This window comes from Lysobacter sp. CCNWLW3 (assembly GCF_036697405.1).
Taxonomy (GTDB): domain Bacteria; phylum Pseudomonadota; class Gammaproteobacteria; order Xanthomonadales; family Xanthomonadaceae; genus Lysobacter.
In genome coordinates this window covers 102,536-127,238 of the sequence record NZ_JBAHWA010000008.1, presented here as the reverse complement: position 1 = coordinate 127,238, position 24,703 = coordinate 102,536, and the positions used below count along the sequence as shown (strand labels likewise).

At 69.5% G+C, this 24,703-nt stretch carries 19 protein-coding genes; 14 read left to right on the top strand and 5 right to left on the bottom strand.

Annotated elements, in window-relative coordinates:
- Window positions 1-664: 664 nt before the first annotated feature.
- From V1318_RS14325 to V1318_RS14310, 4 genes are all read left to right on the top strand, one after another.
- Complete coding sequence (locus V1318_RS14325; RefSeq protein ID WP_332940383.1) at window positions 665-919, top strand: YcgL domain-containing protein; 255 nt, start codon at window positions 665-667, stop codon at window positions 917-919.
- Window positions 912-4,229 carry an ankyrin repeat domain-containing protein gene (locus V1318_RS14320; RefSeq protein ID WP_332940382.1) on the top strand — a complete coding sequence of 1,106 codons (3,318 nt, stop codon included), beginning with the start codon at window positions 912-914 and terminating at the stop codon, window positions 4,227-4,229. The genes V1318_RS14325 and V1318_RS14320 overlap by 8 nt, the downstream gene beginning before the upstream one ends.
- A gap of 229 nt (window positions 4,230-4,458) precedes the next feature.
- Window positions 4,459-5,277, top strand: coding sequence for a hypothetical protein (locus tag V1318_RS14315; RefSeq protein ID WP_332940381.1), 819 nt, complete (start codon window positions 4,459-4,461; stop codon window positions 5,275-5,277).
- Window positions 5,274-5,777 carry a hypothetical protein gene (locus tag V1318_RS14310; RefSeq protein WP_332940380.1) on the top strand — a complete coding sequence of 168 codons (504 nt, stop codon included), beginning with the start codon at window positions 5,274-5,276 and terminating at the stop codon, window positions 5,775-5,777. Before V1318_RS14315 ends, V1318_RS14310 begins: the two co-directional genes overlap by 4 nt.
- 62 nt (window positions 5,778-5,839) lie before the next feature.
- Here the strand turns inward: V1318_RS14310 and V1318_RS14305 are convergent, their stop codons facing one another.
- Window positions 5,840-7,675: a monovalent cation:proton antiporter-2 (CPA2) family protein gene (locus tag V1318_RS14305; RefSeq protein WP_332940379.1), complete on the bottom strand. Its 1,836-nt coding sequence runs from the start codon at window positions 7,673-7,675 to the stop codon at window positions 5,840-5,842.
- A gap of 287 nt (window positions 7,676-7,962) precedes the next feature.
- Between V1318_RS14305 and V1318_RS14300 the strand changes: the two genes are divergently transcribed.
- From V1318_RS14300 to V1318_RS14285, 4 genes are all read left to right on the top strand, one after another.
- Window positions 7,963-8,862, top strand: a complete 900-nt coding sequence (locus V1318_RS14300; RefSeq protein WP_332940378.1) for a hypothetical protein — start codon at window positions 7,963-7,965, stop codon at window positions 8,860-8,862.
- Window positions 8,863-8,957: 95 nt separating this feature from the next.
- Window positions 8,958-9,803, top strand: coding sequence for a hypothetical protein (locus V1318_RS14295; RefSeq protein WP_332940377.1), 846 nt, complete (start codon window positions 8,958-8,960; stop codon window positions 9,801-9,803).
- 51 nt (window positions 9,804-9,854) lie between these two features.
- A complete protein-coding gene (locus V1318_RS14290) occupies window positions 9,855-10,694 on the top strand; it encodes a protein tonB (protein ID WP_332940376.1) in 840 nt (279 codons plus the stop codon).
- A gap of 236 nt (window positions 10,695-10,930) precedes the next feature.
- Window positions 10,931-12,736, top strand: a complete 1,806-nt coding sequence (locus V1318_RS14285) for an XVIPCD domain-containing protein (RefSeq protein ID WP_332940375.1) — start codon at window positions 10,931-10,933, stop codon at window positions 12,734-12,736.
- Window positions 12,737-12,859: 123 nt separating this feature from the next.
- Here V1318_RS14285 and rho read toward each other — a convergent pair whose 3' ends face one another.
- Entirely contained in the window at window positions 12,860-14,569 is a 1,710-nt protein-coding gene (gene rho, locus V1318_RS14280; RefSeq protein ID WP_332940374.1) for a transcription termination factor Rho, read from the bottom strand.
- 240 nt (window positions 14,570-14,809) lie between these two features.
- Window positions 14,810-15,142, bottom strand: a complete 333-nt coding sequence (trxA, locus tag V1318_RS14275; RefSeq protein ID WP_056177872.1) for a thioredoxin — start codon at window positions 15,140-15,142, stop codon at window positions 14,810-14,812.
- A gap of 249 nt (window positions 15,143-15,391) precedes the next feature.
- On the opposite strand from trxA, the gene rhlB reads away from it, so the two are divergent.
- A complete protein-coding gene (rhlB, locus tag V1318_RS14270) occupies window positions 15,392-17,146 on the top strand; it encodes an ATP-dependent RNA helicase RhlB (RefSeq protein ID WP_332940373.1) in 1,755 nt (584 codons plus the stop codon).
- A gap of 106 nt (window positions 17,147-17,252) precedes the next feature.
- Here the strand turns inward: rhlB and V1318_RS14265 are convergent, their stop codons facing one another.
- Complete coding sequence (locus V1318_RS14265; RefSeq protein WP_057160139.1) at window positions 17,253-17,690, bottom strand: hypothetical protein; 438 nt, start codon at window positions 17,688-17,690, stop codon at window positions 17,253-17,255.
- Between the two features lie 361 nt (window positions 17,691-18,051).
- Here V1318_RS14265 and ftsE point away from each other — a divergent pair, with 361 nt between their 5' ends.
- The 4 genes from ftsE to ung all read left to right on the top strand — a co-directional run bounded on the left by ftsE (window position 18,052) and on the right by ung (window position 21,341).
- Entirely contained in the window at window positions 18,052-18,738 is a 687-nt protein-coding gene (gene ftsE / locus V1318_RS14260) for a cell division ATP-binding protein FtsE (RefSeq protein ID WP_332940372.1), read from the top strand.
- On the top strand, window positions 18,735-19,679 hold the full coding sequence (ftsX, locus tag V1318_RS14255) for a permease-like cell division protein FtsX (protein WP_332940371.1): 945 nt from the start codon (window positions 18,735-18,737) through the stop codon (window positions 19,677-19,679). The genes ftsE and ftsX overlap by 4 nt, the downstream gene beginning before the upstream one ends.
- 121 nt (window positions 19,680-19,800) lie before the next feature.
- Window positions 19,801-20,637 (top strand): response regulator, encoded by an 837-nt coding sequence (locus V1318_RS14250; RefSeq protein WP_332940370.1) that lies wholly within the window; start codon window positions 19,801-19,803, stop codon window positions 20,635-20,637.
- Window positions 20,634-21,341 carry a uracil-DNA glycosylase gene (ung, locus tag V1318_RS14245; protein ID WP_332940369.1) on the top strand — a complete coding sequence of 236 codons (708 nt, stop codon included), beginning with the start codon at window positions 20,634-20,636 and terminating at the stop codon, window positions 21,339-21,341. The genes V1318_RS14250 and ung overlap by 4 nt, the downstream gene beginning before the upstream one ends.
- 283 nt (window positions 21,342-21,624) lie before the next feature.
- On the opposite strand, the gene V1318_RS14240 is transcribed toward ung, so the two are convergent.
- Window positions 21,625-22,245, bottom strand: coding sequence for an XRE family transcriptional regulator (locus tag V1318_RS14240; RefSeq protein WP_332940368.1), 621 nt, complete (start codon window positions 22,243-22,245; stop codon window positions 21,625-21,627).
- Window positions 22,246-23,093: 848 nt separating this feature from the next.
- Between V1318_RS14240 and V1318_RS14235 the strand changes: the two genes are divergently transcribed.
- Window positions 23,094-24,703: hypothetical protein (locus V1318_RS14235; RefSeq protein ID WP_332940367.1), on the top strand; the 1,610-nt coding region annotated here is incomplete at its 3' end.

Here is a 24,703-nt window from a genome sequence, read left to right as displayed (position 1 = left end):
GCAGGTTCCGAACGGGCTAGCTTTCTGTGGGAGCGGCGTGAGCCGCGATCGCGAACTGCGGCTACTGCGGTGGCCGGGCGTGCTGGGAGATCCGCTGCTGCTCTTTCCTTTGCGCGTTTGGCACGAAGGTCAACGGCTTCCGCCCGCTGCGCGTGCGGGTCACTTTCTCTTGCTAGCCCAAGAGAAAGTAACCAAAGAGAAGGGCTAGCGGGACCAAACCTCCCCTGCGAGATCGGGGCTGGCGCCGGGATTTTTCGAATGGACATCCTTGTCCATTCGAAAAACGGCGCGCGTCCTGCGCGCCGCCCTTCGGGTCTACGGTTGCTCGCGTGGGTGCGGGGCTATGGATTCCAATGCCGGGGCAACGGCAACGGCAACGGCAACGGCAACGGCAACGGCAACGGCGACCGCAACCGCAACCGCAACCGCAACCGCGAGGCGAGGCGAGGCGAGGCGAGGGCAATGGCGGGGCGGGGCGATGTCGTCGGCCGGGCCGGGACGGCCCCGCCGCCGGGCCTCCCCTGGCTCCGGCCCCCCGGCCGCTAGCAGCCGCTCCCGCGCCTGACGCTGAACGTCAGAGTTCGCGTGACGCGGATGGGCAGGTATGCTGTGCGTCACATAAACCCGCACCTAAAATCCGACCGGGAGCCGAGCCGTCCAGCGCATGCAAGCCTACGTCTACAAGAGCCTCCGCAAGGACGAAACCTACGTCTTCCTGGCCGCGCGCGACGACTTCGAGCGCCTGCCGGAACCGCTGCGCACCCAGCTGGGCGCGTTGCAGTTCGTGCTGGAGGTGGCGCTGACGCCCGAACGCCAGCTCGCCCGGGGCGATAGCGCGGTGGTGCGCGAGAATCTCGCCAGCCGCGGCTTCCATATCCAGTTCCCGCCGCGGCACGACGAAGTGCGGTCCGATGCCTGAGCGCCGCAGTCCCTGGTCCGACCCCAAGCACGCTCGGCTGCGCCTGGCCGCGACCGCGGCGGCGGGGCTGGCGCTGACGCTGCTGACCGGCTTCGGCGGCGCCGTCGCCGCGCTCGCCGGCACCCTGGCGCAGCCGGCCTATGCGCTGGCGGCGCGGTTCTGGCGCGATGACGCCGAGCAGCCGCGTCCGGTCTGGCTGCGCGACGGCGGCACCCTGGTCCTGCTGTGGGCGGCCGGCGTGGCCGCGCTGGCCCTGGTGGTGGCCTGGCCGCTGTCCTCGCTGCTGCAGACCGGTTCGCTGATGGCGGCGCTGGGCCTGAGCACGGTCGCCGGCATCGCCCTGCTGGGCCTGTGGCGGGTGTGGCCGCTGTGGCATGAACTCGAACGCGACGGCGGCGGCCTGCGCGAGTACTGGCAAGCGCTGAGCGAGCTGGAACTCGGCGCCTGGCGCGGACTGGGCGTGGCCGCGATCGTCTCGGCGCTGGCCGCGGCGGTGATCGTGCTGGCCTGGCCGGGCCTGCTTCCGCCCGGCGCGCGCTGGGGCCTGGCGATCGCCCTGGCCCTGGGCTCGCCGCTGCTGCACTGGCTGCTGCAGGGGATCGAAGCGGCCGATCCGTTGCCGGGGTTGGATTTCGTCGCCGACGAAGAACCGCTGGACGCCAGCCAGGCACCGCTGCTCAGCGGCGAGCCGCTGGAGCCGGCGCTGTACGCCGCCGCGCGCGGCGGCCGGGTCGAACGCGCACTGGAGCTGATCGAACTGGGCGCCGACGTCAACGCCGCGCCGCCCATCGACGAACGCGACCAGCGCAGCCTGGCGGTGCTGGCCGCGGTGCTGCCCGATCTGCGCCTGCTGCGCGCGCTGATCGCGCACGGCGTCGACCTCAATGCCGCCACCGCCGGCATGACCCCGCTGCTGGCCGCGACCCGCGACAGCTGGCACGGCCGTCCCGACGCGGTCATGACCCTGCTGGCCAACGGTGCCGACCCGCGCCTGGCCGACGGCGACGGCAATACCCCGCTGCACCACGCCGCACGCAGCTCCGATCCGGGCGTGGCCGCGCTGCTGCGCGACGCCCAGGCCGAACTCGACCCGCTCAACCGCGACGGCCAGTCGCCGCTGGGCGTGGCCTGCGCGAGCGGCAACTGGCGCCTGGCCAAGTTCCTGCTGGAACGCGGCGCGCGCCCGGAACCCACGAGCGGCCAACCGGTGTTGCTGGCCGCGGCCGGCACCGAGGAAGACGATCCGGCCGGTGTGAGCCTGCTGCTCAAGCAGAAGGCCAAGATCGACGCGCGCGACGCGCTCGGCCGCAGCGCCCTGCACGAGGCCGCCTACGCCGGCCATCTGGACATCGTGACCGTGCTGCTGGCCGCCGGCGCCGATCCCAACGCGATCGACGCGCGCAGCCGCACGCCGCTGCTCGAGGCCGCGCGCGGCGCGCGCCTGGGCGTGCTCGACCGCCTGCTCGAACACCTGCCGCGCGGCGGTGCGGCCGAGGCGGCGATGACCGACGCCGAGGGCCGCAACGCCTTGGCGCTGGCCTGCATGGCCGATAACGCGACGCCGGCGCTGGTGCAGCGCCTGCTCGACCTGGGCGTGGACCCGGAACAACGCGATGCGCTCGGCAAGCGCGCGGTGGATCGCGCCGCCGAGGCCGGGCGCTGGTCGCTGGTGGCCGCGCTCGACCGCGCCTATCCGCTGCCGGCCGCGGTCAGCGACGACGACAGCGGCGATGCGCCGCTGCCCGACCGCATGCCCGCCAGTCTGCTGCGCGACGGACTGCGCGAAGGCCGCGCCGCCGACCTGGGCGGACTGGCCAAGCTGCTGACCCCGGCCGAGCTGGGCGCGCAGCTGCACGACGAAGACAACGCGCTCTCGCCCGAGCGCATCGCCTGGCTGCTCACCCAGGGCGCCGACGCCGAGGTCCGCGACGGCCACGGCGACACCCCGATGTTCGCCCTGCTCGGCCGCGGCCCGAGCGCGGTGCCGGCGCTGCAGGCGCTGCTGCGCCGCGGCGTATCGCCGGCCGGCGCCGGCGGCCTGGCGCGCTTCCTCGCCGCCTGCGCCAGCGCCGAACAGGCCGCGCGCGGGCTGGAGCAGTTCGCGCTGGACTTGATCGAACGCGGTGCCGATCCCTTCGCGCATTCGCGCAACGGCGACCCGACGCTCGCGCTCGCGGTGCGTTTGGGTTGGACGCGCCTGGTCGACCGCCTGGTCGCGATCGGCGTGGCCCTGGACACCCGCGACAGCCACGGCATGAGCGCGCTGCATCTGGCCGCCGCGCTCGGCCGAGAGACCATGCTCAAGCGCCTGGTCGCCCAGGGCGCCTCGCCCGATCTGCTGGCCGCCGACGGTCAGACCCCGCTGGGCGTGGCGCTGTCGTCCGGCCGCCGCGACCTCGCCGACTGGCTGGACTGGCGCGGCTGGCCGCTGCCCAAGCGCCCCTTGCAGGCCTACGACGTGCCGGCCGCCGCGATCGTCGGCGACGCCGATGCGGTGCGTCGCCTGCTCGACCTCGGCCTGCCGGTGGACGCGCTCGATCGCCAGGGTTGCAGCGCGCTGCTGCGTGCGGCCGGCGGCGGCCATCGCGCCGTGGTCGATTTGCTGCTGGCGCGCGGCGCCGATCCGCAACTGCCCGCGCATTCCGGCGCGACCCCGCTCTCGGCCGCGGTCAGCATGCGCCACGGCGACATCGTCGACCGCCTGGTCACCGCCGGCGCCTCGCTGGAACAGCGCCTGCCGGGCGGCCTGACCGTGCTGATGGTGGCCTGCGCGCTGGGCCTGACCGACCTGGCCGCGCGCCTGCTGGCGGCCGGCGCGGACGTGCACGCGCAGGACGCGCAAGGCCGCATGGCCCTGCATTGCGCGGCGATGTACGGCTTCACCGCGCGCGAGCGCAGCCGCCTGGTGGCCTTGTTCGACACCCTGCTGCTGGCCGGCGTCGACGCCGACGAATCCGCCGCCGGCGCCACCCCGCTGCTGCTGCTGTTGGGCGCGCGCGCCGAGCCGGGCACCGCCGCCGACGAGGAAGTGCTGGTCGCCGGCCTGGACCTGCTGCTGGACCACGACGCCGCGCTCGACGCCCAGGACCCGCGCGGCTTCGGCCCGCTGCACCTGGCGGCGCTGCACGGCCTGTTGCGCGTGGTCCAGCGCCTGCTGCGCGCGGGCGCCGACCCGGACCTGCGCGACGCCCTCAACCGCACCCCGCGCGAGATCGCGGTGATGCGCGGCTTCGTCGACATCGCGGCCGAATTCGCCCCGCCCGCACCGGGCAACGGCGTGTCGATGGCGCGCTTCCTGCGCGAGCGTTGAGCGGAATCTGAAGCTCGATACGACGCCCGTGCGGCGTCGTGCCATCTATTTGCAACACGCTCCGCGACCTGTCGAGCGCTTTGCGGCGCCTCGTTGAATGGCCCACTCAGTTCCAGCTCCATTTATGAGTGCCATGCTGCACTTCCTTTGCGCATTGCGAAACAGGTTGGAATGAGGCGATAGTCGCCGGAACCAGTAGCACTGCATGTCGGGCAGTCACGAGGGCGGGATGTCGAAGAAGGGAATTGCAGCGAGCATTGCAGTGGCGATCATCGTGAGCTGCGCCGCGGTTCTCGTATGGCGGCAGAAGGAAAAAAGTAGTGGCCCCTCTTTGGTTGCCGAGCCGATCGCGTCCGTTGACACGGGTGTTGCACGAAATGCCTTGCTCGACGCCAGCGATCGGGAGGTCAGGCGATCGAGTGTGCTCGCCATCAAGACATCCCTCGAGTCGATGAGGGGCGTTTCTTCCGAAACAGCCTTGACGGAGGCTCAGGTCTTCAGTCGTTGCGTCCGGACCGGAGGCGGTAAGCGCATCAGCATGCCGGAGGGTTTGACCGTCGCCCAGCGCCAGCAGTTGCTCGCGAGCAGTGGTCTGCTCGATATGAAATGCCCCGAAGTCGTCGATTCTTACAGAGTGTATGCCTTGGCCGAACATGCTGCCGAATTGGGGAACCTCCAAGCGCAGCTCGATTTTCCAGTTTTGGTGGAAGGTGTTTTCCGGTCGCAGGAAGCCAAGTTGGATACGGAGCTGATCGCGAAGTTCAAGCGCGATTCGATGCGCTTTCTTGAAATGGCGAGGCGGGCGGGAAGCGCCGAGGCGTTACTGCGCCTTTCAGAAAACTATGATGCGGGGTTGTTGGTTGATAAGGACCCTTTGCGGGCATACGCGTATTGCTACGCGTGGGGCCAGAGATCTCCGTCTCCGATAGCTGCGCAACGGCTGGCTACTCTTGGGCGTTCGCTCTCGCCGTCGCAAATCCTGCAAGCACAACAGGCCGCGCAGGCATTGCTCGAATCGTCAGGCACGAAGGAAGGGATGCAGAAATGAAGAGGGCGACGAAGTTACTTCTGATTCTAGCGCTGATCGGTATTGGCGGTGTTGCCCTGGCCAAGTATGTCGGGCGCTTCTATTGCGCCAACTGCGAGGTGGGACCTGGCTTGGCGGATGGGACCACGCTGGCTTTCATTCGTGAAGTAGTCAATCGGTTGGACAATCAGGGAAGTTGGGTAGACCCCGAGGGCCGGCCAAATCAAGTCACCATCTGCAACGGAACCAAGTGCTCGATCTATACGGTGGCTGTCATGTCCGCGATGTTCGTTTCTGAAGGTTATTGGTATAGCGATTGGAAGGGCGAGGGCGATGCCAGCGGCGGTGGCGGCGGCGATGCTGGCGGCGGGATAGGCGACTGGGGTGGCTCCGGTCCGGTAGGACAAGGTCCCTACGACAACTGCTTTTCACAGCCCGGTGGTGGCGGTTGTGTGTCGGTCGGCGGCGGTGAATACCACTGCGAAGCGCAATACACCGAGTTGGTGTGCCCCGGCGCCTAAGCTGAAGGATCGAGACTGCTCACATCGCCCCAAGATCGGGGCGATGTCGTTCGTTGGGCCGCCTAGTGCAGCGAGCGCTGCGCCGCCGCGTCGGCGTCGGCGGTGATCTCGCCGAGCAGGCCTTCGCCCTGGTCGGCTTCGAACAATTCCTCCAGCTCCTTGCGCGCGTCCTTGGCCGACTGCAACAGCGCGGCCTCGTCGTCGTGGACCAGGTACTGGGCGTTGAGCATGCGTTCGTCGTGCTCGCGGAAACGCTCGGTGTGATCGCGCGCGACCTCGGGGGCGACGCCCAGCGCGGTCAGGACGTGTTCGCCCAGCTTGAGACTGGAATGCAAGGTTTCGCGGATCGGCTCGGCGCCCAGGTCCATCAGCTGCCAGGCGTGGCGGCGGTCGCGCGCGCGTGCGAACACCTTGGCGCGCGGATACAGCCGGCGCAGGGTGCGCACGGTGCGGATGTTGCCGTCCAGGTCGTCGATGGCGATCACGAACACGTCGACCTGGGCGGCGCCGGCCGAACGCAGCAGTTCGGGGCGCGCCGGATCGCCGTAATAGACCATGTTGCCGAAGCGGCGCATGAAGTCGACCTGGTCGGCGCTGTTCTCGATCGCGATGAACGGCACTTTGTGCGCCAGCAGCAGGCGCGCGACGATCTGGCCGAAGCGGCCCATGCCGGCGATCAGCACCTTGGGGTGGTTGTCGGGGATCTGATCGAAGTCGCGCTTGGGCTTGGCCTTGGGCGCGGCCGACAGCGCGCGCGAGACCGCGATCAGCAGCAGCGGGGTCAGCGCCATCGACACGCCGACCGCGGCGATCAGGCGGTCGCGCGAGGGGTCGTCGAGCAGGCCGGCGTTGACCGCTTCGTTGAACACGATGAAGGCGAACTCGCCGCCCAGCGACATCACCGCCGCCAGCTGCACCGATTCGCGCCGGTCCAGCCCGCCCGGGTGCAGGCCCACGCCGAACAGCAGGGCGAACTTGACCAGCATCAGCACCGCCACCATCGCCGCGATCATCGCCGGCTCGGAGACCACGCGCTGCAGGTCGATGCTCATGCCCACGGCCATGAAGAACAGACCCAGCAGCAGGCCCTTGAAGGGATCGATCTGGGATTCCAGCTCGTGGCGGAATTCGGAATCGGCCAGCAGCACGCCGGCGATGAAGGCGCCCAGGCCCGCGGACAGGCCGGCGATCTGCATCACCCAGGCCGCGCTGAGCACGGTCAGCAGCGCCGCGCCGGTGAACACTTCCGGCATCTGGGTGCGCGCGACGATCCGGAACACGTGCCGCAGCAGCACCCGGCCGCCGAAGATGACCGCGCCGATCGCGCCGACCGCCTTGGCGATGGCGATCCATTGCAGGCCGTCGCCTTGCACCGCCGCGGCCTTGCCCAGCAGCGGGATCGCCGCCAGCAGCGGGATCGCGGCCAGGTCCTGGAACAGCAGGATCGCGAACGCGAGCCGCCCGTAGTCGCTGGTCAGCTCCTTGCGCTCGGACATCAGCTGCAGGCAGACCGCGGTCGAGGACAGGGCCAGGCCCACGCCCACCACCACCGCCGCCTTCCAGCCCAGGCCGCCGCCGAACATCGCGATCGCGCCCAGGGCCAGGCCGCTGAGCAGCACCTGCAGGCCGCCGGCGCCGAACACGGGCTTGCGCATCACCCGCAGCCGCGACGGCGACAGCTCCAGGCCGATCACGAACAGCATCATGACCACACCGATTTCCGACGCGGCCAGCACCGGCTCGGCGTCGCGGATCACCTTGACCCCGTACGGGCCCAGCACCACGCCCGCGGCCAGGTAGCCCAGCACCGCGCCCAGCCCGAACTTGCGGAACACCGGCACCGCGATCACCGCGGCCAGCAGGAAGACCAGCGCAAGTTCCAGACCGCCGCTATGCATGCATCACCTTCGTCGCCCGCCAGATCGCGCCATCCGCGACCGCTTCATCTTACCCAGCGCGGTCGTCGCGGTGGGGACGCGCGGACGGGAAACAGCTTCCGCCCCAGCGGTCCAATCGCCGCGATGGCGCCTCGCAGCCTGTCCGCGGGCGCGCGGCGATGCGTCGAAACGGTGAACAGGATGCGCCTGGGCCCGCACCGGCATTGTTAAGCTCGCAGCGCGCGCGGCCGCCACGGGCAGGAGCCCGGGCCGCGACGCATCCACGGTACATCCACAGGAGCTACACGATGCAAGGAAACTCTCTCCAGCGCACGGCGTTCGCGCTGACCGCGCTGACCCTGGCCGCCACGGCCTGGGCCCAGTCGCCGCCGGCCTCGACCCAGCCGGCGGTGAATTCGATCATGACCACTCGCGTCGACAGCGAGATCGCGATCGACCCCAGCGGCGCCCTGATCGACTACCGCAGCGAAACCCCGCTGCCCGACGACGTCCGCATCAGCCTGGAGCGGCAGGTCCGCGCCTGGCGTTTCGAGCCGGTACTGGTGCAGGGCAAGCCGGTCACCGCCAAGGCGCGCATGCGCGTGACCCTGGCCGCGCGCCAGCTCGGCGACGAGCGTTACGCGGTCACCGTCGACAACGTGACCTTCCCGGCCAGCGGCTACGGCGTGCTGCCCGACGCGCCGCCCGCCGCGGTCACGATCAGCAGCCGCAAGATCGTGACGCCGTCCTATCCCGAGGGCCTGGCGCGCGCGCGCGTCGGCGGCGTGGTGTTGCTGTATCTGCGCCTGTCGCCGGACGGCCGCGTGCTCGAGGCCGCGCCCGTGCAGACCAGCCTGCTCAACGTCTACGGCAGCGACAAAGCGCTGTCCAAGGGCGTGGCGGCCCTGGAACAGGCCACCGCGCGCACCGCGCGCAGCTGGCAGTTCAACGTGCAGTTGCACACCGACCGTCCCAGCGCGCGCGACCTCACCGTCAGCATGCCGGTGGAGTTCCAGGCCCCGGGCATGCACGAGACCCGCCCGGGCCAATGGCGCACCGAAGTGCGCGGCGCGCGCCGCGAACCGTCCTGGCTGTCCAGCGACGCCGGCAACCAGCGCATCGGCGTGTCCGATGTCGACGCCGGCGACGTGGTGCCCCTGGCCAGCGCGATCAAGCTGACCAGCGAAGTGCAGGGACTGACGCTGTAACCCTTCGCGGCCGCCGGGTCCGCCCGGCGGCCGTTGTCCGCAGCCGCGTCGCGATTACGTCCGCCTAGTTGAGACGGCCGCAAAGGACAGCATCGATGAGCATCAGGCAGCACCTGCGCAGCCGCCTGCGCGCATACGCATGTGCGGCGGGACTGATCGCCGCCGGCGCCGCTTCCGCCCAGACCGGTTCGGGTTATTTCCGCTACGGCGATGCGCGCCTGAGCCTGGCGCATGCGATCGCGGTCGTCGAAGAGCCGTCCGACCAGGCCGAGCAGCGCCGCACCCTGGTCTTCCTCAGCGCCAAGCCGCTGGACGAGGCAGCGGTCGCGGCCGCCTTCGATGCCGGCGACGCGGTGCGCGAACAGGAGCCGCCGGGCGGCTATGTGCGCCTGTGCATCGCCGCCGACGGCAGCGAGTGCGGCCTGTTCTATTCGCCCGAGGGCTTCAACAGCGGCGGCTACGGCGAACTCAGCCTGCAGCACAACGAAGCCGCGCACCTGAGCGGACGCTGGCGGCTGGCCGAGGGCGATTTCCTCGGCACGCCCTACGATTTCGATCTGCGTTTCGACACGCCGATCGCGCCCGCGCCCGGCAGCGCTCTGCCCGCCGGCGGCGGCGCGCCGGGCGCGGCCTACAACGCCTGGCTGGACGCCCTGGCCCGGGGCGACGTCGCCGTCCTGCGCCGCCTGGGCGGCGAGGACGCGCGCTGGCGCTTCCCCGAGGACGACGCGGGCACGGTCAAGGAATCGCTGAAATCCCTGCGCGACGGCGAACCCCTGCGCGCGCAGATCTCGCGCGGCCGCCAGCACGGCGACCAGGCCGTGCTCTGGGTCGAAGGCGTGGACCGCGACGACATCCGCCGCCGCGGCCGCGTGCTGATGCGCCGCGGCGCCACCGGTTGGCAGCATTCCCGGTCCGACTTGGACAGCGTCGACGAATAGAGCCGGCCGCCCCGACTACACTGGTCCCCTGACTAGGGGGCGGCAATGGGGATGAAATTGAAGGCTTGGATCTGGGGCCCGGCGCTGGCGCTGATGGCCATGGCGGCGCAGGCCACTGGCCCCGCGTCGGTACGCAAGCAGGTCGAGGCCAGCCTGCTGGTCACCGGCTCGATCGATATCGAGCGCGACGGCAGCGTCGGCGGTTTTACCCTGGATCATGCCGACCAGCTGCCGATCGGTGTGCGCGAACTCGCCGATCGCAGCATTCCGGGCTGGAAGTTCGAGCCGGTGGTGCTCCAGGACGAAGCGGTCAAGGCGCGTACCCGGATGAGCCTGCGCATCGTCGCCAGGCAGGCCGAGAAGGACCGCTACGAGATCACGATCCAGAACGCGAGCTTCAACCAGGCCAAACCGGGGCAGTACGCCGAGCGCGACAAGCTGGATCCACCCAAATATCCGAAGGACGCAGTGCAATCGCGCGTGGCCGCCGAGGTCTATCTGGTGGTCAAGATCGGCCGCGACGGCAAGGTCATGGACGTGGTCGCCGAGCAGGTCAACCTGCGTACGGTGGACAGCGAGCGGGGCATGAAGCGCTGGCGCGAAATCTTCGCCAGGGCCGCCATCGGCGCGGCGCGTGAATGGACCTTCTTTCCCCCGACCTGGGGCGACGAACGCGATGCGCCTTTCTGGCGCGTCCGGGTTCCGGTCGATTTCGCCTTCGCGCAGGACCAGCCGCGCCAATACGGCCAATGGCAGGCTTATGTGCCCGGACCGCGCTTGGCCGCTCCCTGGGCGCACGACGACCAGGGCGGCTCCGACGCTCTGGCCGCTGGCGGCGTCTACCCGCTGGGCATGGGCCCGCGGCTGCTGACGCCGTTGAATCCGACCTGACCCCGGACCCCGGCCTGCCTGGAACCAGCCCCGCGATGCGGGGCTTTTTCGTTTCCGGACCGGACAGGCCCGAGACGGCCCATTGCGGCCCCACGTACCGACCGCCGCGTGCCCCACCACACGCCCCGAATTGCCCCGGTCACGGGACGGGAGCATGATTCGGCTTCGACCCTGGGCCGGAGCGCCCGTGGGTTGGTTCACCAGGAGCTAGTTCACCGGACAAGGAGTAAGTGCTAATGAATGCAGTAGTCGATTCGATTTCGGACGACAGCGGCACCCGCGGCGGCAACGCCTCGGTCGCCCGTCGTTGGTATGCGGGACAGGGCGCGCCGCAGGACCGCGCCCTCAATTACACGGCGCTGCTGCCCGCCGACGACGAGTGGTCGCGCGATACCGTGCTGCGTGCGGTCGTCGCCGACGCCTTGCAGCGCAACGGCCAAGTCGTGGACGAGGACACCCTCGAAGCCACGGTGGCCTCGGTCTCCGGGCCCGGCGGCGCGCTCGCCCAGACCGCGCTGACCTGGAAGCTGTACCCCGGCGAGACCCGCGCCGACGGCCGCGTCTCGCCGCCGTTCCACGGCTATGCGGTGGAGCTGCCGGCCAACCTGCAGACCTCGCTGGTCGGTTACGCCAAGAGCTGGTCGGCGCAACGCGACGCCAGCCCCGAAGCGCCCGTCGACAAGCCGCTGGCCGAGCTCCAGCAGCTCGCCCGCAGCGGCGGGCACGCCGACGTCGCGCAAACGCTGGCCGCGCTGGAAGCCGCGATCAAGGCCGGTACCGCCGCCAGCCAGGCCGGCCAGCCGGTGGACGCGGTGGCGATGGCGGCGGTGCTGCAGTTCGCCACCAGCACCGGGCGCGAACGCGAAGCGGCCAAGATCCTGGAGCGCTACAGCGCGATCAAGGGCGTGGCCAACGACGCCAAGGCCATCGGCCAGGACGCCGAACGCGTGTTCAACGGCCGCGATCCGATCACCCGCAAGCCGCTGGACACCGACCGCCGCGTCGACGCCGCGTTCGACCTGCTCGGCAACGGCTTCAAGCTGGCCGGCGACGTCGGCCAGACCGCGCTGCTGCTGGGCGCGCGCAACTCCGGCCTGGTCGGCGGCCTGATCGGCGTCGCGCCGATGGGCGTGGCCATCGTCGCCTTCGCCGCCGGTGCGTATCAATTGATCAAGCACATCCGCGAGGAGATCCTCGCGCCGCGCTGGGACGAGTTCCGCGAACGCTTCCCGTTCGCCGAAGGCCTGGAGCCGCGCAAGGCGATCAACGGCGTGATGCGGCAGATCTCGGGCATGCCCACCGACGCCGGCAACGCCATGTCCACCGCCACCCGCGTGCTCGACGCGATGGGCGAGAACCCGGAAACGCGCGAGCGCTTCCTGGCCTTCCTCAAGCAGAAGGTGCAGCCCGAATCGCTGGTCGACGTGCTCGCCTCCGGCCAGGGCCTGGAGCGCCTGAGCGCGCAACAGGCGGTCGATCTGGCCAAGGCCGCGAAGGGTTCGTCCAAGGAGTTCCTGGAACTGGAGCTGCAGGACGTCAAACGCTACGTGCGCGATCGCGACGGCGACCGCGAGCGCGGCACCTACCTGTTGCCCGCGGCCCAGCAGGAAGCGGCCAACCGCAACACCAACAAGCTCGGCGGCGCGGTCGACGAGGGCCTGCGCGTGGCCGGTGCGCTGACCAGCGGCGCCAACGCCTTGAACGGCATGTACAAGGACATGCTGGACAAGCTCAAGGGCGTGGACACCGCGCAGGTCAAGCTGGATCCGCAGCAGCAGCGCAACCTGGCCGCGGCCTTGGTGCCGGTCACCCGCGACGGCGGCCTGACCCAGGTCGATCACCTGTTCGCCAGCAAGGACGGCAGCAAGCTGTTCGCGGTCCAGGGCGATCCGGCTTCGGCCAACCGGCGCATGGTCTCGATCGACGTCGCGGCCGGCTCCAGCCAGAGCCTGGAAGTCAGCAGCCAGCTCGCCGCACGCAACATGGCCGCCGGCGAAACCCCGGCGCCTCAGGCCACCCAGGGCGGCGGTCGCGGGCTCTAAACGCGACGGTCCGGCGATACGACGACGGCCCCGCATGCGGGGCCGTCGTTTTTCCGCAGGCCGCCGCGGAAACGAAAACGCCCCGCGGTGCGGGGCGTTTCGCGAGCGAGTCGAGTTGGCGCCTCAGCGCTTCATCGAACTGAAGAACTCGTCGTTGGACTTGGTGGTCTTCATCTTGTCCAGCAGGAATTCCATCGCGCCGATCTCGTCCATGCCGTGCAGCAGCTTGCGCAGGATCCAGATCTTCTGAAGCAGTTCCGGCTCGATCAGCAGGTCCTCGCGGCGGGTGCCGGAGCGGTTGATGTTGATCGCGGGGTAGACGCGCTTTTCGGCGATGCGGCGGTCCAGGTGCACTTCCGAGTTGCCGGTGCCCTTGAACTCTTCGTAGATCACCTCGTCCATCTTGCTGCCGGTGTCGATCAGCGCGGTGGCGATGATGGTCAGCGAGCCGCCTTCTTCCACGTTGCGCGCGGCGCCGAAGAAGCGCTTCGGACGGTGCAGGGCGTTGGCGTCGACGCCGCCGGTCAGGACCTTGCCGGAACTGGGCACGACGTTGTTGTAGGCGCGCGCCAGGCGGGTGATCGAGTCGAGCAGGATCACCACGTCCTTCTTGTGTTCGACCAGGCGCTTGGCGCGCTCGATCACCATCTCGGCGACCTGGACGTGGCGGCCGGCGGGTTCGTCGAAGGTCGAGGAGACCACTTCGCCGCGCACGGTGCGCTGCATTTCGGTCACTTCTTCCGGACGCTCGTCCACCAGCAGCACGATCAGGTGCACGTCGGGGTGGTTGGTGGTGATGGCGGTGGCGACCTGCTGCATCATCATCGTCTTGCCGGCCTTGGGCGGCGAGACGATCAGGGCGCGCTGGCCTTTGCCTTGCGGCGCCATCAGGTCGAGGATGCGGCCGGTGATGTCCTCGGTCGAACCGTCGCCGCGTTCCAGGCGGAACTTGCGGCGCGGGAACAGCGGGGTCAGGTTCTCGAACAGGACCTTGTTCTTGGACGCTTCCAGCGGCTCGCCGTTGATGGTGTCGACGATGGACAGGGCGAAATAGCGCTCGCCGTCCTTGGGGAAGCGGATGCGGCCGGACAGGTGGTCGCCGGTGCGCAGGTTGAAGCGGCGGATCTGGCTGGGCGAGATGTAGGTGTCGTCCGGGCCGGCCAGGTAGCTGGCCTCGGCCGCGCGCAGGAAGCCGAAGCCGTCGGGCAGGATTTCCAGCACGCCGTCGGCGGCGACGCCTTCGCCGTGGCGGGTCAGGACCTTGAGCAGGGCGAAGATCACGTCCTGCTTGCGGGCGCGGGCCACGCCTTCCTGAATGCTCAGCTGGTCGGCGATTTCGAGCAGCTTGGGCGCCGGCATGCGCTTGAGGTCGCCCAGCGAGTACTGCGGGAAGCCTTCCGGCACCTGCGGGTGCGGGCGCGGGACGAAGTTCTCGCCGTTGCCGCCGTCGTTGAACATGCCTTCGTCGCGCGGACGGCCGCCACGGTCGCGATCGCGGTCGCGGCGGTTGCGGAAGCGGTCGCGGCGGTTGTTGTTGCCGCCGCCGCGGTTGTTGTCGAAGCCGCCTTCGCCGCGCTGGGCGTTGGGGTTGCCGCCTTCGCCGCCGCCCTGCGGCGCGCCTTCGGCGCCGGACGAGGCCGGTGCGGAGTCGCCAGCGGAGGGGGCGGCAGCGGCAGGGGCGGCCGGCGCCGGAGCCGGAGCCGGAGCTGCGCTGGGAGCGGGAGCAGGAGCGGACGGGCTGGCGGCTGCGGGAGCGGCGTCGGCTTTGGCGACACGCGGCTTGCGCACGCGCTTTTCGGCGATATCGCCAGCGTCGGGGGTGTTATCGGACAAGCAGGGATTCCTCGCTAAGGGCGAGCGCTCGCAGGCAGCGAGCGGGACGTCGGGGACGTTGGTGGATGATGGTTTTGCGAGAGGGGGTGCGGCGCTGCCAGTGCTACGGTTCGGCGCCGGGTATGGCGAAACTAGCACTGCCGCTGCGCGGCGGCAAGCCTTATGGGGCCTGCCGTTCACGTTGCCGGGCCGGGGCCGGCGGCCTTCGCCCGGCGTGGCGCGGGCGAAGGCGGGGGGCGATCAGATCGCCTTGTCGATCATCTGGGTCAGCAGGCTCTTGATGTTCGGCGGCGCGCCCAGCTGGCTGGAATGGACCTGGCCGTCCTTGAACATCAGCAGCATCGGGATGCTGCGCACGTTGTAGCGGACCCCCAGCGACGGGAATTCCTGAACGTCGACCTTGACCACCTTGGCCTTGCCTTCGTACTGGTCGGCGAGCTGTTCGACGATCGGCCCGATCGCCTTGCAGGGGCCGCACCAGGGGGCCCAGAAATCGACCAGGACGGGTTCGGACGATTGCAGCACGGTGGCATCGAAGTCGGAATCGCCAGCATGCAGAACTTTTTCGCTCACGGGGATGATCTCCTGCGGGGGTACGCACCCGTACGGAACGGGCTCATATTGAATGGTATCCCCGGGCGGGCCGTGCCGGGCGGGGGCTTACTGTAAACTGGGGCGTTTCGCGGCACCTTCAAGGGCTGCGCCACGGCCTCTTCCAGAGGCAGAACGTCGGGTCGGCCATGGGGTCTGCCCGGCCCCGGCAGTCTGCTTCGCCGACGCCACCCACGCAAGCGCAGTTCTGCGCGCGGACCCTTAAGACGCATGAGCGACAAGCCTTTAACCGATGTAACGTTCTCCTCGTTCGACCTGCATCCCAGCCTGCTCGCCGGCCTCGAAGCCGCCGGCTTCTCGCGCTGCACGCCGATCCAGGCGCTGACCCTGCCGATCACGCTGACCGGGCGCGATGTCGCCGGCCAGGCCCAGACCGGCACCGGCAAGACCCTGGCCTTCCTGGTCACGGTCATCAACCGTCTGCTGACCAGTCCGGCCCTGGCCGAGCGCAAGCCCGAGGATCCGCGCGCGCTGATCCTGGCCCCGACCCGCGAGCTGGCGATCCAGATCCACAAGGACGCGGTCAAGTTCGGTTCCGAACTGGGCCTGAAGTTCGCCCTGGTCTACGGCGGCGTCGACTACGACAAGCAGCGCGAGCTGCTGCAGAAGGGCGCCGACGTGATCATCGCCACGCCCGGTCGCCTGATCGACTACGTCAAGCAGCACAAGGTGGTGTCGCTGCACGCCTGCGAAATGTGCGTGCTGGACGAAGCCGACCGCATGTTCGACCTGGGCTTCATCAAGGACATCCGCTTCCTGCTGCGGCGCATGCCGATCCGCACCGAGCGCCAGACCTTGCTGTTCTCGGCGACCCTGAGCCACCGCGTGCTCGAGCTCGCCTACGAGCACATGAACGAGCCCGAGAAGATCGTCGTCGAGACCGAGTTCATCACCGCGGCCAAGGTGCGCCAGAAGGTGTACTTCCCGTCCGACGAAGAGAAGATTCCGCTGCTGCTGGGCCTGCTGTCGCGCTCGGAGGGCGCGCGCACCATGGTGTTCGTCAACACCAAGGTCTGGGTCGAGCGCGTGGCGCGTTCGCTGGAACGCGGCGGCTACCGGGTCGGCGTGCTGTCGGGCGACGTGCCGCAGAAGAAGCGCGAGTCGCTGCTCAACAAGTTCCAGAAGGGCCAGCTCGAGATCCTGGTCGCCACCGACGTGGCCGCCCGCGGCTTGCACATCGACGGCGTCAGCCACGTCTACAACTACGACCTGCCGTTCGATGCCGAGGACTACGTCCACCGCATCGGCCGCACCGCGCGCCTGGGCGCCGAGGGCGATGCGATCAGCTTCGCCTGCGAGCGCTACGCGATGAGCCTGCCGGACATCGAAAGCTACATCGAGCAGAAGCTGCCGGTGGCCACCGTCGACGCCGATCTGCTGGTCGCGCTGCCGCGCAAGCCGCGCGAAGTGCCGGCGGGCGAGGAAGGCGAAGAGAACGAAAGCATCGGCGCGATCTTCAAGGAAGCGCGCGAGCAGCGCGCCGCCGACGAAGAGCGCCGTGGCGGCGGTCGCAGCGGCAGCCGCAGCGGCGGTTCGCGCGATGGCGGCCGCCGCGAGGGCGGTCCGCGTCGCGAGGGTTCGCGCAGCGAACGTCCGCGTCGCGAGCCCGGCGCGGCTCCCGCGGTCGCGGCCGAAGGCGCCGCCGCGCGTCCGCCGCGCCCCGAGCGCAAGCCGCGTCCGGAAGGCGAGGCGGCTCCGGTCGCTGCAACCACGGCCGCGGTGGAAGGCGAGCACGCGCCGCGCAAGCGCCGCCGTCGTCGCGGCGGCCGCCGCATCGAGGGCGCCGAGGGCGCGACGGCCCAGGCCACCCAGGTCGCCGCGAACAAGGCCGCACCGGTCGCCAAGTCCGGTGCCGCCAAGCCCGCTCCGGCGGGCGAGGGCGAAGCCAAGCAGGGCGGCCTGCTCAGCCGCATCGGCCGCGGCCTGAAGTCGCTGGTCACGCGCGCGCCGCGTTCGCAGCACTGACGCCGGCGGGCGCAGGCCCGCAGCGCGACACGATACGGGCGCCCTGGGGCGCCCGTTTTCGTTGCGTGCACGCCTGCGGCGAGCGGACGCGACCGGGTGGCGTGGCCTACAGCGCCCGGTTGAGGAACACGGTCCAGGTGTTGGGCGCGGTTTCCAGCAACTGGAACACGTCCAGATCGCCGTCGCTGTCGACATCGAGCAGTTGGAACTGATTGCCGTAGTTCGGCGGCGGCGGCCAGCCGACCCCGAAGGCGCCGCCCAGGTTGGGCCAGGGCGCGAACACGCCGCCGCCGCCGGGTTCGAAATGGGTGCGGCGGCCGGCGCCGGCCGCGCTGCACCAGATCGTCAGGCGCCAGTTCGGCGGCGCGCTGCCCCAGGACGGGAACACGATGAAACGGGCGTTGCCGTAGCCGGTGGAACCGGCCGGGCAGCCGATGGTGCCGATATTGAGCGGCGGGTCGTATTGCTCGGCGCGGGCGCTCTGGCTGTGCAGGCCCAAGGCCAGGGCCAGGGCGAACGCGATCTGTAGCCGGGTCGTTTGCATCGTCTTCTCCTTAAGAATGAAAGCCGGGACCGAACGCCTGCCGATGCCGTCCCGCGGGCGACGGTGGTCGATCGTGGTGCCTTCCTTGTTGCACGACGTCAGGGCGCTGCCGGCCGCCGCCGGGCCTATGTGGGGAATGGGCGGAAACGGTGCGCGCGCCGGCGTTGCGCCGGCGGCCGATGCAGCCGGCCGACCGGCGCTTGGCGCCCGCGGTGGCCGGGAAGGGTCGTGGGGCGGGGTGTCGACGGCCCCGCCGTTGCGACCGAGTCGTCCCTGCCGACCGCAGGCTCACGCTAGTGCAAGCCCGCGCCGCGAAACGTGATGTGTTCTCGCGAATCGCGCATCTGCGATACTTCCGGCCATGACCGTACTGCGCTTCGACAACGTCAGTAAACGCTACAGCAGCGGCCACGAGGCGCTGAGCGAAGTCAGCTTCGACGTCGCCCCCGGCGAGATGCTGTTCGTGACCGGCCATTCCGGCGCCGGCAAGAGCACGCTGCTGAAGCTGATCCACCTCAGCGAGCGGCCCAGCCGCGGCGCGGTGCTGTTCGGCGAGAAGAACCTGCTCAAGGTGCGCGGCCGCCGCGTCGCCCTGCATCGGCGCGACATCGGCGTGGTCTACCAGGACCACCGCCTGCTCGCCGACCGCAGCGTCGCCGACAACGTCGCCCTGCCGTTGCTGCTGCGCGGCCTGCGCCGCGGCGACATCGCCAAGCGCGTGCGCGCGGTGCTGGACAAGGTCGGCCTGGGCACGCGCGAGCGCGCGCTGCCGGGCGAGTTGTCGGCCGGCGAGCAGCAACGCGTCGGCATCGCCCGCGCGATCGTCGGCGAACCGCGCCTGCTGGTGGCCGACGAGCCCACCGGCAACCTCGACCCGACCCTGTCGGCGGAGATCCTGGCGCTGTTCGCCTCGCTGCCCGAACGCGGCACCAGCGTGCTGGTCGCCAGCCACGACCTCAGCCTGGTCAAGCGCATGCGCAAGCGCGTGCTGGTCTTGAACCAGGGCCGCCTGGTCGACGACATCTCGCCGGAGGATCTGGCCGAATGAACGCCAAAGCCGCCGCCTCTTCCGATTCGCGTTCGCGCCTGGGCACCTGGGTCGACCACCACGTCTACAGCCTGGTCGCCAGCCTGGGCCGCATGCTGCGCAAGCCCTGGGCGACCGCGCTCACCGTGGGCGTGATGGCGGTGGCGCTGGCCCTGCCGCTGGGCCTGTGGGCGGCGCTGGCCAACATCGAGCGCTTCACCGGCGATGTCGAGCAATCGCGCCAGATCGCGGTCTTCCTCAAGCCCGGTCTCGCCGCCGAACGCGCCAGCGCGCTCGCCGAGGAACTGCGCGCGCGCCGCGACATCGCCGCGATCGAACTGCGCACGCCGGAACAAGGCCTGGCCGAACTGCGCGAGAAGAGCGGCCTGGGCGAAGCGATCGCGACCCTGGACGGCAATCCGCTGCCCAGCCTGTTGCTGATCACGCCCAAGGGCGACGAACTGCTGCTGGCCGAATCGCTGAAGACTCTGCCCGACGCCGACCTCGTCCAGCACGACGCCGGCTGGCGTCAGCGCTTGGACGGCTGGCTGCGCTTCGGCACCCGCCTGGCCTGGGTGCTGGCGGCCCTGCTCGGCCTGGGCGCGCTGCTGGTGGTCGGCAATACCGTGCGCCTGGATATCCAATCGCGGCGCGAGGAGATCGGCGTGCTGCAATTGCTGGGCGCGACCGACGGTTTCATCCGGCGCCCGTTCCTGTACCTGGGCGCGTGCTACGGCCTGGCCGCGGGCGCGCTGGCGCTGGCGCTGCTCACCGCGGCCGACCTGGCCCTGCGCGAGCCGCTGGCGGAGCTCGCGCGCAGCTATGGCAGCGCGTTCGCCCTGCACGGATTCGACCTGCGCTACGCGGCGGCGATCCTGGCCGGCGCGGTGGTGCTGGGTTGGCTGGGCGCGGGGCTGGTGACCGGGCACTACCTGCGCCAGACCCGTCCCACCGACACCTGACCGCTCGCTCTCCAATCGGAGCATCTCGTCGGGACGGAACGCGAGACTCGGATTCCGTCGCCGTTCGCGCCTAAACTCGGACTCCCTCGCGCCGTCGTCGATAGCGACCGATCCGTCCCGCATGCACAGCCACGATCTACGCCATTTCGACAACGCCGCCCCCCGGGTGATGGTGGTCGACGGTTCCAAACTGGTGCGCAAGCTCATCGGCGACGTGCTCGCGCGCGAGCTGCCCAATGTCGAGGTCGTGCCCTGCGGCAGCATCGCCGAGGCGCGCGCGGCGCTGGACAGCGGCGCGGTCGATCTGGTCACCACCTCGCTGGTGCTGCCCGACGGCGACGGCATCGGCCTGGCGCGCAGCGTGCGCGAGGCCGGCGGCCAGGCCTACGTGCCGGTGATCGTGGTCTCCGGCGACGCCCAGGCCCATCTGGAATCGCGCAGCTTCACCGAGGACGTCACCGACTATTTCGACAAGGCCCTGGGCCACAGCGCGCTGGCGGCCTTCATCCGCGGCTACGTCCAGCCCGAACCGATTCCGGGCGCGCGCGTGCTCTACGTCGAGGACAGCCGGGTGGTCGCGGTGGCGACCAAGCGCATGCTCGAACGCCACGGTTTGCAGGTGCTGCACTTCATCGGCGTCGAAGAGGCGCTGGAATACATGGAAACCCACCGCGGCGCCGAAGACGTCGGCGCCGACCTGGTGCTCACCGACGTGTACCTGAAAGGCGCGCTCAGCGGCAACGACCTGCTCGAGCGTGTGCGCCAGGACTTCAAATACGGCAAGCGCCGACTGCCGGTGCTGGTGATGACCGGCGACGCCAACCGCCACAACCAGAGCGAGCTGCTGCGCGCCGGCGCCAACGATCTGGTGCTCAAGCCGATCGAAGAGCGCCTGCTGGTCACCAAGACTTTGTTCCAGCTGCGCCTGGCGCGGCTGCCGGAGCGCGCGCCCGCATGAACGGCGACAGCGGCGAACGGGTCAAGCTGGAGCCGTCGTGGAAGGCGCGCGTCGGCGATTGGTTCGAGCGCGACGACATGCGCGCGCTGTCGGCCTTCCTGCGCGAGCGCAAGGCCGCTGGCGCCCGCATCTATCCGCCTGGCCCGCAGATCTTCGCCGCCTTCGATGCCACCCCGTTCGAGCGGGTCAAGGTGGTCGTGCTCGGCCAGGATCCCTACCACGGTCCCGGCCAGGCCCATGGCCTGTGCTTCTCGGTCCAGCCCGGCGTGACCGTGCCGCCGTCGCTGGAGAACATCTACAAGGAAATCCATCGCGACCTCGGCCTGCCGCGTCCGGACCACGGTTATCTGATGGCGTGGGCGCATCAGGGCGTGCTGCTGCTCAACGCGGTGCTGACGGTCGAGGACGGCCGCGCCGGCAGCCACCAGGGCAAGGGCTGGGAGGGCTTCACCGACCACGTCGTCGACACCCTCAACCGCGAGCGCGAGGGGCTGGTGTTCCTGCTCTGGGGCAGTTACGCCCAGGCCAAGGGCAAGGTGATCGACCCGCGCCGCCACCGCGTGCTCAAGGCCCCGCACCCCTCGCCGCTGTCGGCGCACCGCGGCTTCATCGGTTGCGGGCACTTCTCGGCCGCCAACGAGTACCTGAGCCGCCAGGGCCAAGCTCCGATCGACTGGTCGCTGCCGCCGCGCAGCGCACTGTAAGCGCTGGCGTCGCGGCGCAAAAAAAGCGCCCCGACCTAGGGCGGGGCTCAAAAGACAGCTACTCCAGCGTCGATTCCGGTGGCCGAGGCCGCGCTCGGCCCGCCGACAGTGCCTGCTACAGGCGCGGAGGCACGAAAAATTCTCCGCGCAGACTAATTGTCCTAATCGGAGAATTACAAGCCATTTAGAGAATTGGCTGCCGGAACTGCGTATTCGATCAACAATTCGGATTCGGCGACCGCTTGCAGGCTGCGGTACGGCCGTCGCTTCGCCCGGCCCGGCGCTAGTCCTGGGACGCCAGCAGGGCTTCGATCACGCTCTGATCGTCGTCGGTCGCCGCCACCGCCATCACCGTGGCCGCGTCGGAGTCCGGGCCGATCACATAGGCGTGGCCCATGTTCGAGTCGATGTAGACCGACTCGCCCTGCTGCAGGGTCAGCGGATCGTAGAACTCGGTATGCAGCACCACCGTGCCTTCGAGGACGTAGACGAATTCCTCGCCGGCGTGGCGCAGGAACGGACCGAACTCTTCCAGGCTGCGCGCGCGCAGGTGCGCCACGCTCGGGACCATGCGCTTGCGGCGCAGTTCCGGGCACAGATAGAAGTACTCGTAGTTCTTCGAGTCGATGCGGACCGCATCGCGGACGCGGCCGATGCTGCGGCGTGCGGTCACCGCCGGCGCGCTGGCGTCTTCGGTTTCGGCGAACAGTTCCGACATGCGGATGTTCAGGCGCTCGCTGAGCTGCTGCAGCCGGTCGTAAGTCAGCGACAGGCGGTCGTGCTCGATCTTGGACAGGGTGGACAGCGGAATCCCGGAGCGCTCGCTCATCTGCTTCAGCGTCCATTTGTTGCGCGCGCGCAGCGAACGCAACAGGCCGCCGATGGTCGGGTGAGACGACTTCATGGGATGTGGGTCTCCGCAAGCATGGAAACGGTACCAATTGCCCAGGATCGAAGCGGGAGGCGCAAACGGAGCGTCGGGGCGGGCAAATGGTTCAGCTTGTGAAAAATACACAAGACTGGCGCAAAAAGTCAGCCTAACTTGTTGCCGGGCCGTGATTTTCCGATTTGGACACGGCTCCGCATTGTTCGTCGTGCGCGCTGCAATCTCAAGTGCGCGCGTGCATTCCATGTGCACGCCTGGCCCTTCCAGGTCTTAGCGAAGCCGCTGGACCTGATCAAAAAAGCCATCAATTACGTGCTGTAGGCGGCTAAGCCGGGCCGGGCGCGCCCGGCGTCCCTGCCGCTCCCTTTTTCTTCCTGGGCGAGCCGATGTCCTCAATGTCCGCGCTTCCGCGATCCATATCAGCGGACTCGAACGGATGCGGCTCGGTTTGGCTGAACGGGAGTAGGCAGTTGTGGCTTCGATATGCCACCTCCCGCCAGGAACCCGCTGCTCCGGGCGTCGGCAGTCGATCGCCGACCGATCGGTTCCGGTGTTTCAAATCGCTGTCTGCTGGCGTTCGATCCGGCGTGATGTCGCCCGTTCCGAAACGGCGCGTCGTTCGCTCTCTCCGCCGAGACTGACGATTTGGGGCGTAAACCGGCGGTAAAGGTCAAAAAAATGTGAATGAACGACCGAAACAGGATGGATGCGGGGCTTTGGTCGTTTTTCTTATTGGCATGGTAATTGCCTATACAAATCCTGATTGGGATAAAAATCCCCATTAAGGAAACTAGCGCGGCTCGGCGGCAGGAGGCCTTTCGGGAGTGTTGGCGGGTGAGGCCGAAATGGTTCAGGGGGATCGCAACGTGGCTGCAGACATCAATCGCGCGCTTACGGTAGTCGGGCGCTGCTTCCGCAAGTCGCTGCTGCTCCTGATGCTGGGGGCGGCCTCGCTGCCCGCGTTGGCCCAGAACGCCGTCAATGTCGCCTCGGTCGCTCCACCCGCCGGTGTGGAGAATCCGGGCACCCGCTGCGTCGCGGACAACGGCGCCGGCGGCTTCAATGACGCCACCGACGTCTGCTCCGCGACCGACACCGATCCGATCCAGCACGGCATCACGCTCACCAAGGTCTGGACCAACGCCATCACCGGCGACACGGTGAGCCTCACCATCACCGGCGCCACCGGCGCCGTCGCCGGTTCCTCCACCGCGCCGTCCACCACCACCAATGCCACGGCCACCGCCGGCGGCGGCGTCACGGTCACGCTGACCGAAGCCTTCACCACGGGGGTGGCGGCCAACTACGCCACCACCCTGGCCTGCGTTCGCGACCTCGACAGCGCCGCCGTGGCGGTGACTGGTACCGGCCTGAGCCGCACCATCAGCATGCCCGCGGACAGCGCGGTCACCTGTACTTACACCAATGCGCGCATCGCCCAGCAGCTGAACCTGGCCAAGAACTGGGCCGCCGGCAGCGTGGCCGGCCATACCGCCACGGTCGCCACGACCGGCGGCACCAACAACCCGACCTTCGATTCGACCGCGCCGACCGCCACCACCGGCGTCGCCGTCGCCGTCTTCGCGGGCGATGTCGTCACACTGCCGGCGGAAACCTTCGGCGGCGGCGCGACCGCGGCCGGCTACACCACCACCGTGGCCTGCGACGGCGGCAGCACGCTCGCCAGTGGCGCCACCGGCCGCAGCCTCACGATCAGCGCCAGCGCCACCGCGACCATCTGTACCTATATCAATACGCCGGTGCCGGCGACGCTGACTCTGCAGAAGACAGTGGTGAACACCGGCGGCGGCACCGCGATCGACACCGCTTGGACCCTGACGGCGACCGGTCCGGACACCATCAGCGGCACCGAAGGCGCCGCGGCCGTAACCGCAGCCCAGGTCGCTCCGGGCAATTACGTCTTGACGGAGGGCGGTGGCCCGGCCGGCTATACCGCCTCGGACTGGGCGTGTACCGGCACCACCGTCGCCGGCGGCAACCAGATCACCCTGGCGCTCGGCGATTCCGCCACCTGTACGATCACCAATACCTTCGAGCCCGCGCCCGCACTGACCATCGATAAGGTGGCCGGCACGCCGACGGGCGCGACCGCGGGCAGCACGATCGCCTACACGTTCACGGTGACCAACACCGGCAACGTGACGCTGACCAATGTGGTGGTGACCGACGCCCAGCTGGACGCGCCGGCGACCTGCGACGTGACCACGCTGGCGCCGCAAGCGGTGGCGACCTGCACGGGCACGCACACCATCACCCAGGACGAGGTCAACGCCGGTACGTCGAACAACAGCGCGACCGCGACCGGCACGCCGCCGGTGGGTCCGCCGACGACGAGTCCGCCGGACACCACGACGACGCCGATCACGCCGGATCCGCGCCTGACCATCGATAAGGTGGCCGGCACGCCGACGGGCGCGACCGCGGGCAGCACGATCGCCTACACGTTCACGGTGAC

Bases quoted from the DNA above. Each gene is read 5' to 3' on its own strand.
- ftsX (WP_332940371.1), top strand. From the start codon at position 18,735: ATGAACGCCAAAGCCGCCGCCTCTTCCGATTCGCGTTCGCGCCTGGGC.
- V1318_RS14295 (WP_332940377.1), top strand. From the start codon at position 8,958: ATGAGCATCAGGCAGCACCTGCGCAGCCGCCTGCGCGCATACGCATGT.
- V1318_RS14285 (WP_332940375.1), top strand. From the start codon at position 10,931: ATGAATGCAGTAGTCGATTCGATTTCGGACGACAGCGGCACCCGCGGC.
- V1318_RS14310 (WP_332940380.1), top strand. From the start codon at position 5,274: ATGAAGAGGGCGACGAAGTTACTTCTGATTCTAGCGCTGATCGGTATT.
- V1318_RS14300 (WP_332940378.1), top strand. From the start codon at position 7,963: ATGCAAGGAAACTCTCTCCAGCGCACGGCGTTCGCGCTGACCGCGCTG.
- ftsE (WP_332940372.1), top strand. From the start codon at position 18,052: ATGACCGTACTGCGCTTCGACAACGTCAGTAAACGCTACAGCAGCGGC.
- V1318_RS14325 (WP_332940383.1), top strand. From the start codon at position 665: ATGCAAGCCTACGTCTACAAGAGCCTCCGCAAGGACGAAACCTACGTC.
- V1318_RS14315 (WP_332940381.1), top strand. From the start codon at position 4,459: ATGTCGAAGAAGGGAATTGCAGCGAGCATTGCAGTGGCGATCATCGTG.
- V1318_RS14290 (WP_332940376.1), top strand. From the start codon at position 9,855: ATGAAATTGAAGGCTTGGATCTGGGGCCCGGCGCTGGCGCTGATGGCC.
- V1318_RS14250 (WP_332940370.1), top strand. From the start codon at position 19,801: ATGCACAGCCACGATCTACGCCATTTCGACAACGCCGCCCCCCGGGTG.
- V1318_RS14320 (WP_332940382.1), top strand. From the start codon at position 912: ATGCCTGAGCGCCGCAGTCCCTGGTCCGACCCCAAGCACGCTCGGCTG.
- rhlB (WP_332940373.1), top strand. From the start codon at position 15,392: ATGAGCGACAAGCCTTTAACCGATGTAACGTTCTCCTCGTTCGACCTG.
- ung (WP_332940369.1), top strand. From the start codon at position 20,634: ATGAACGGCGACAGCGGCGAACGGGTCAAGCTGGAGCCGTCGTGGAAG.
- V1318_RS14305 (WP_332940379.1), bottom strand. From the start codon at position 7,675: ATGCATAGCGGCGGTCTGGAACTTGCGCTGGTCTTCCTGCTGGCCGCG.
- V1318_RS14265 (WP_057160139.1), bottom strand. From the start codon at position 17,690: ATGCAAACGACCCGGCTACAGATCGCGTTCGCCCTGGCCCTGGCCTTG.
- V1318_RS14240 (WP_332940368.1), bottom strand. From the start codon at position 22,245: ATGAAGTCGTCTCACCCGACCATCGGCGGCCTGTTGCGTTCGCTGCGC.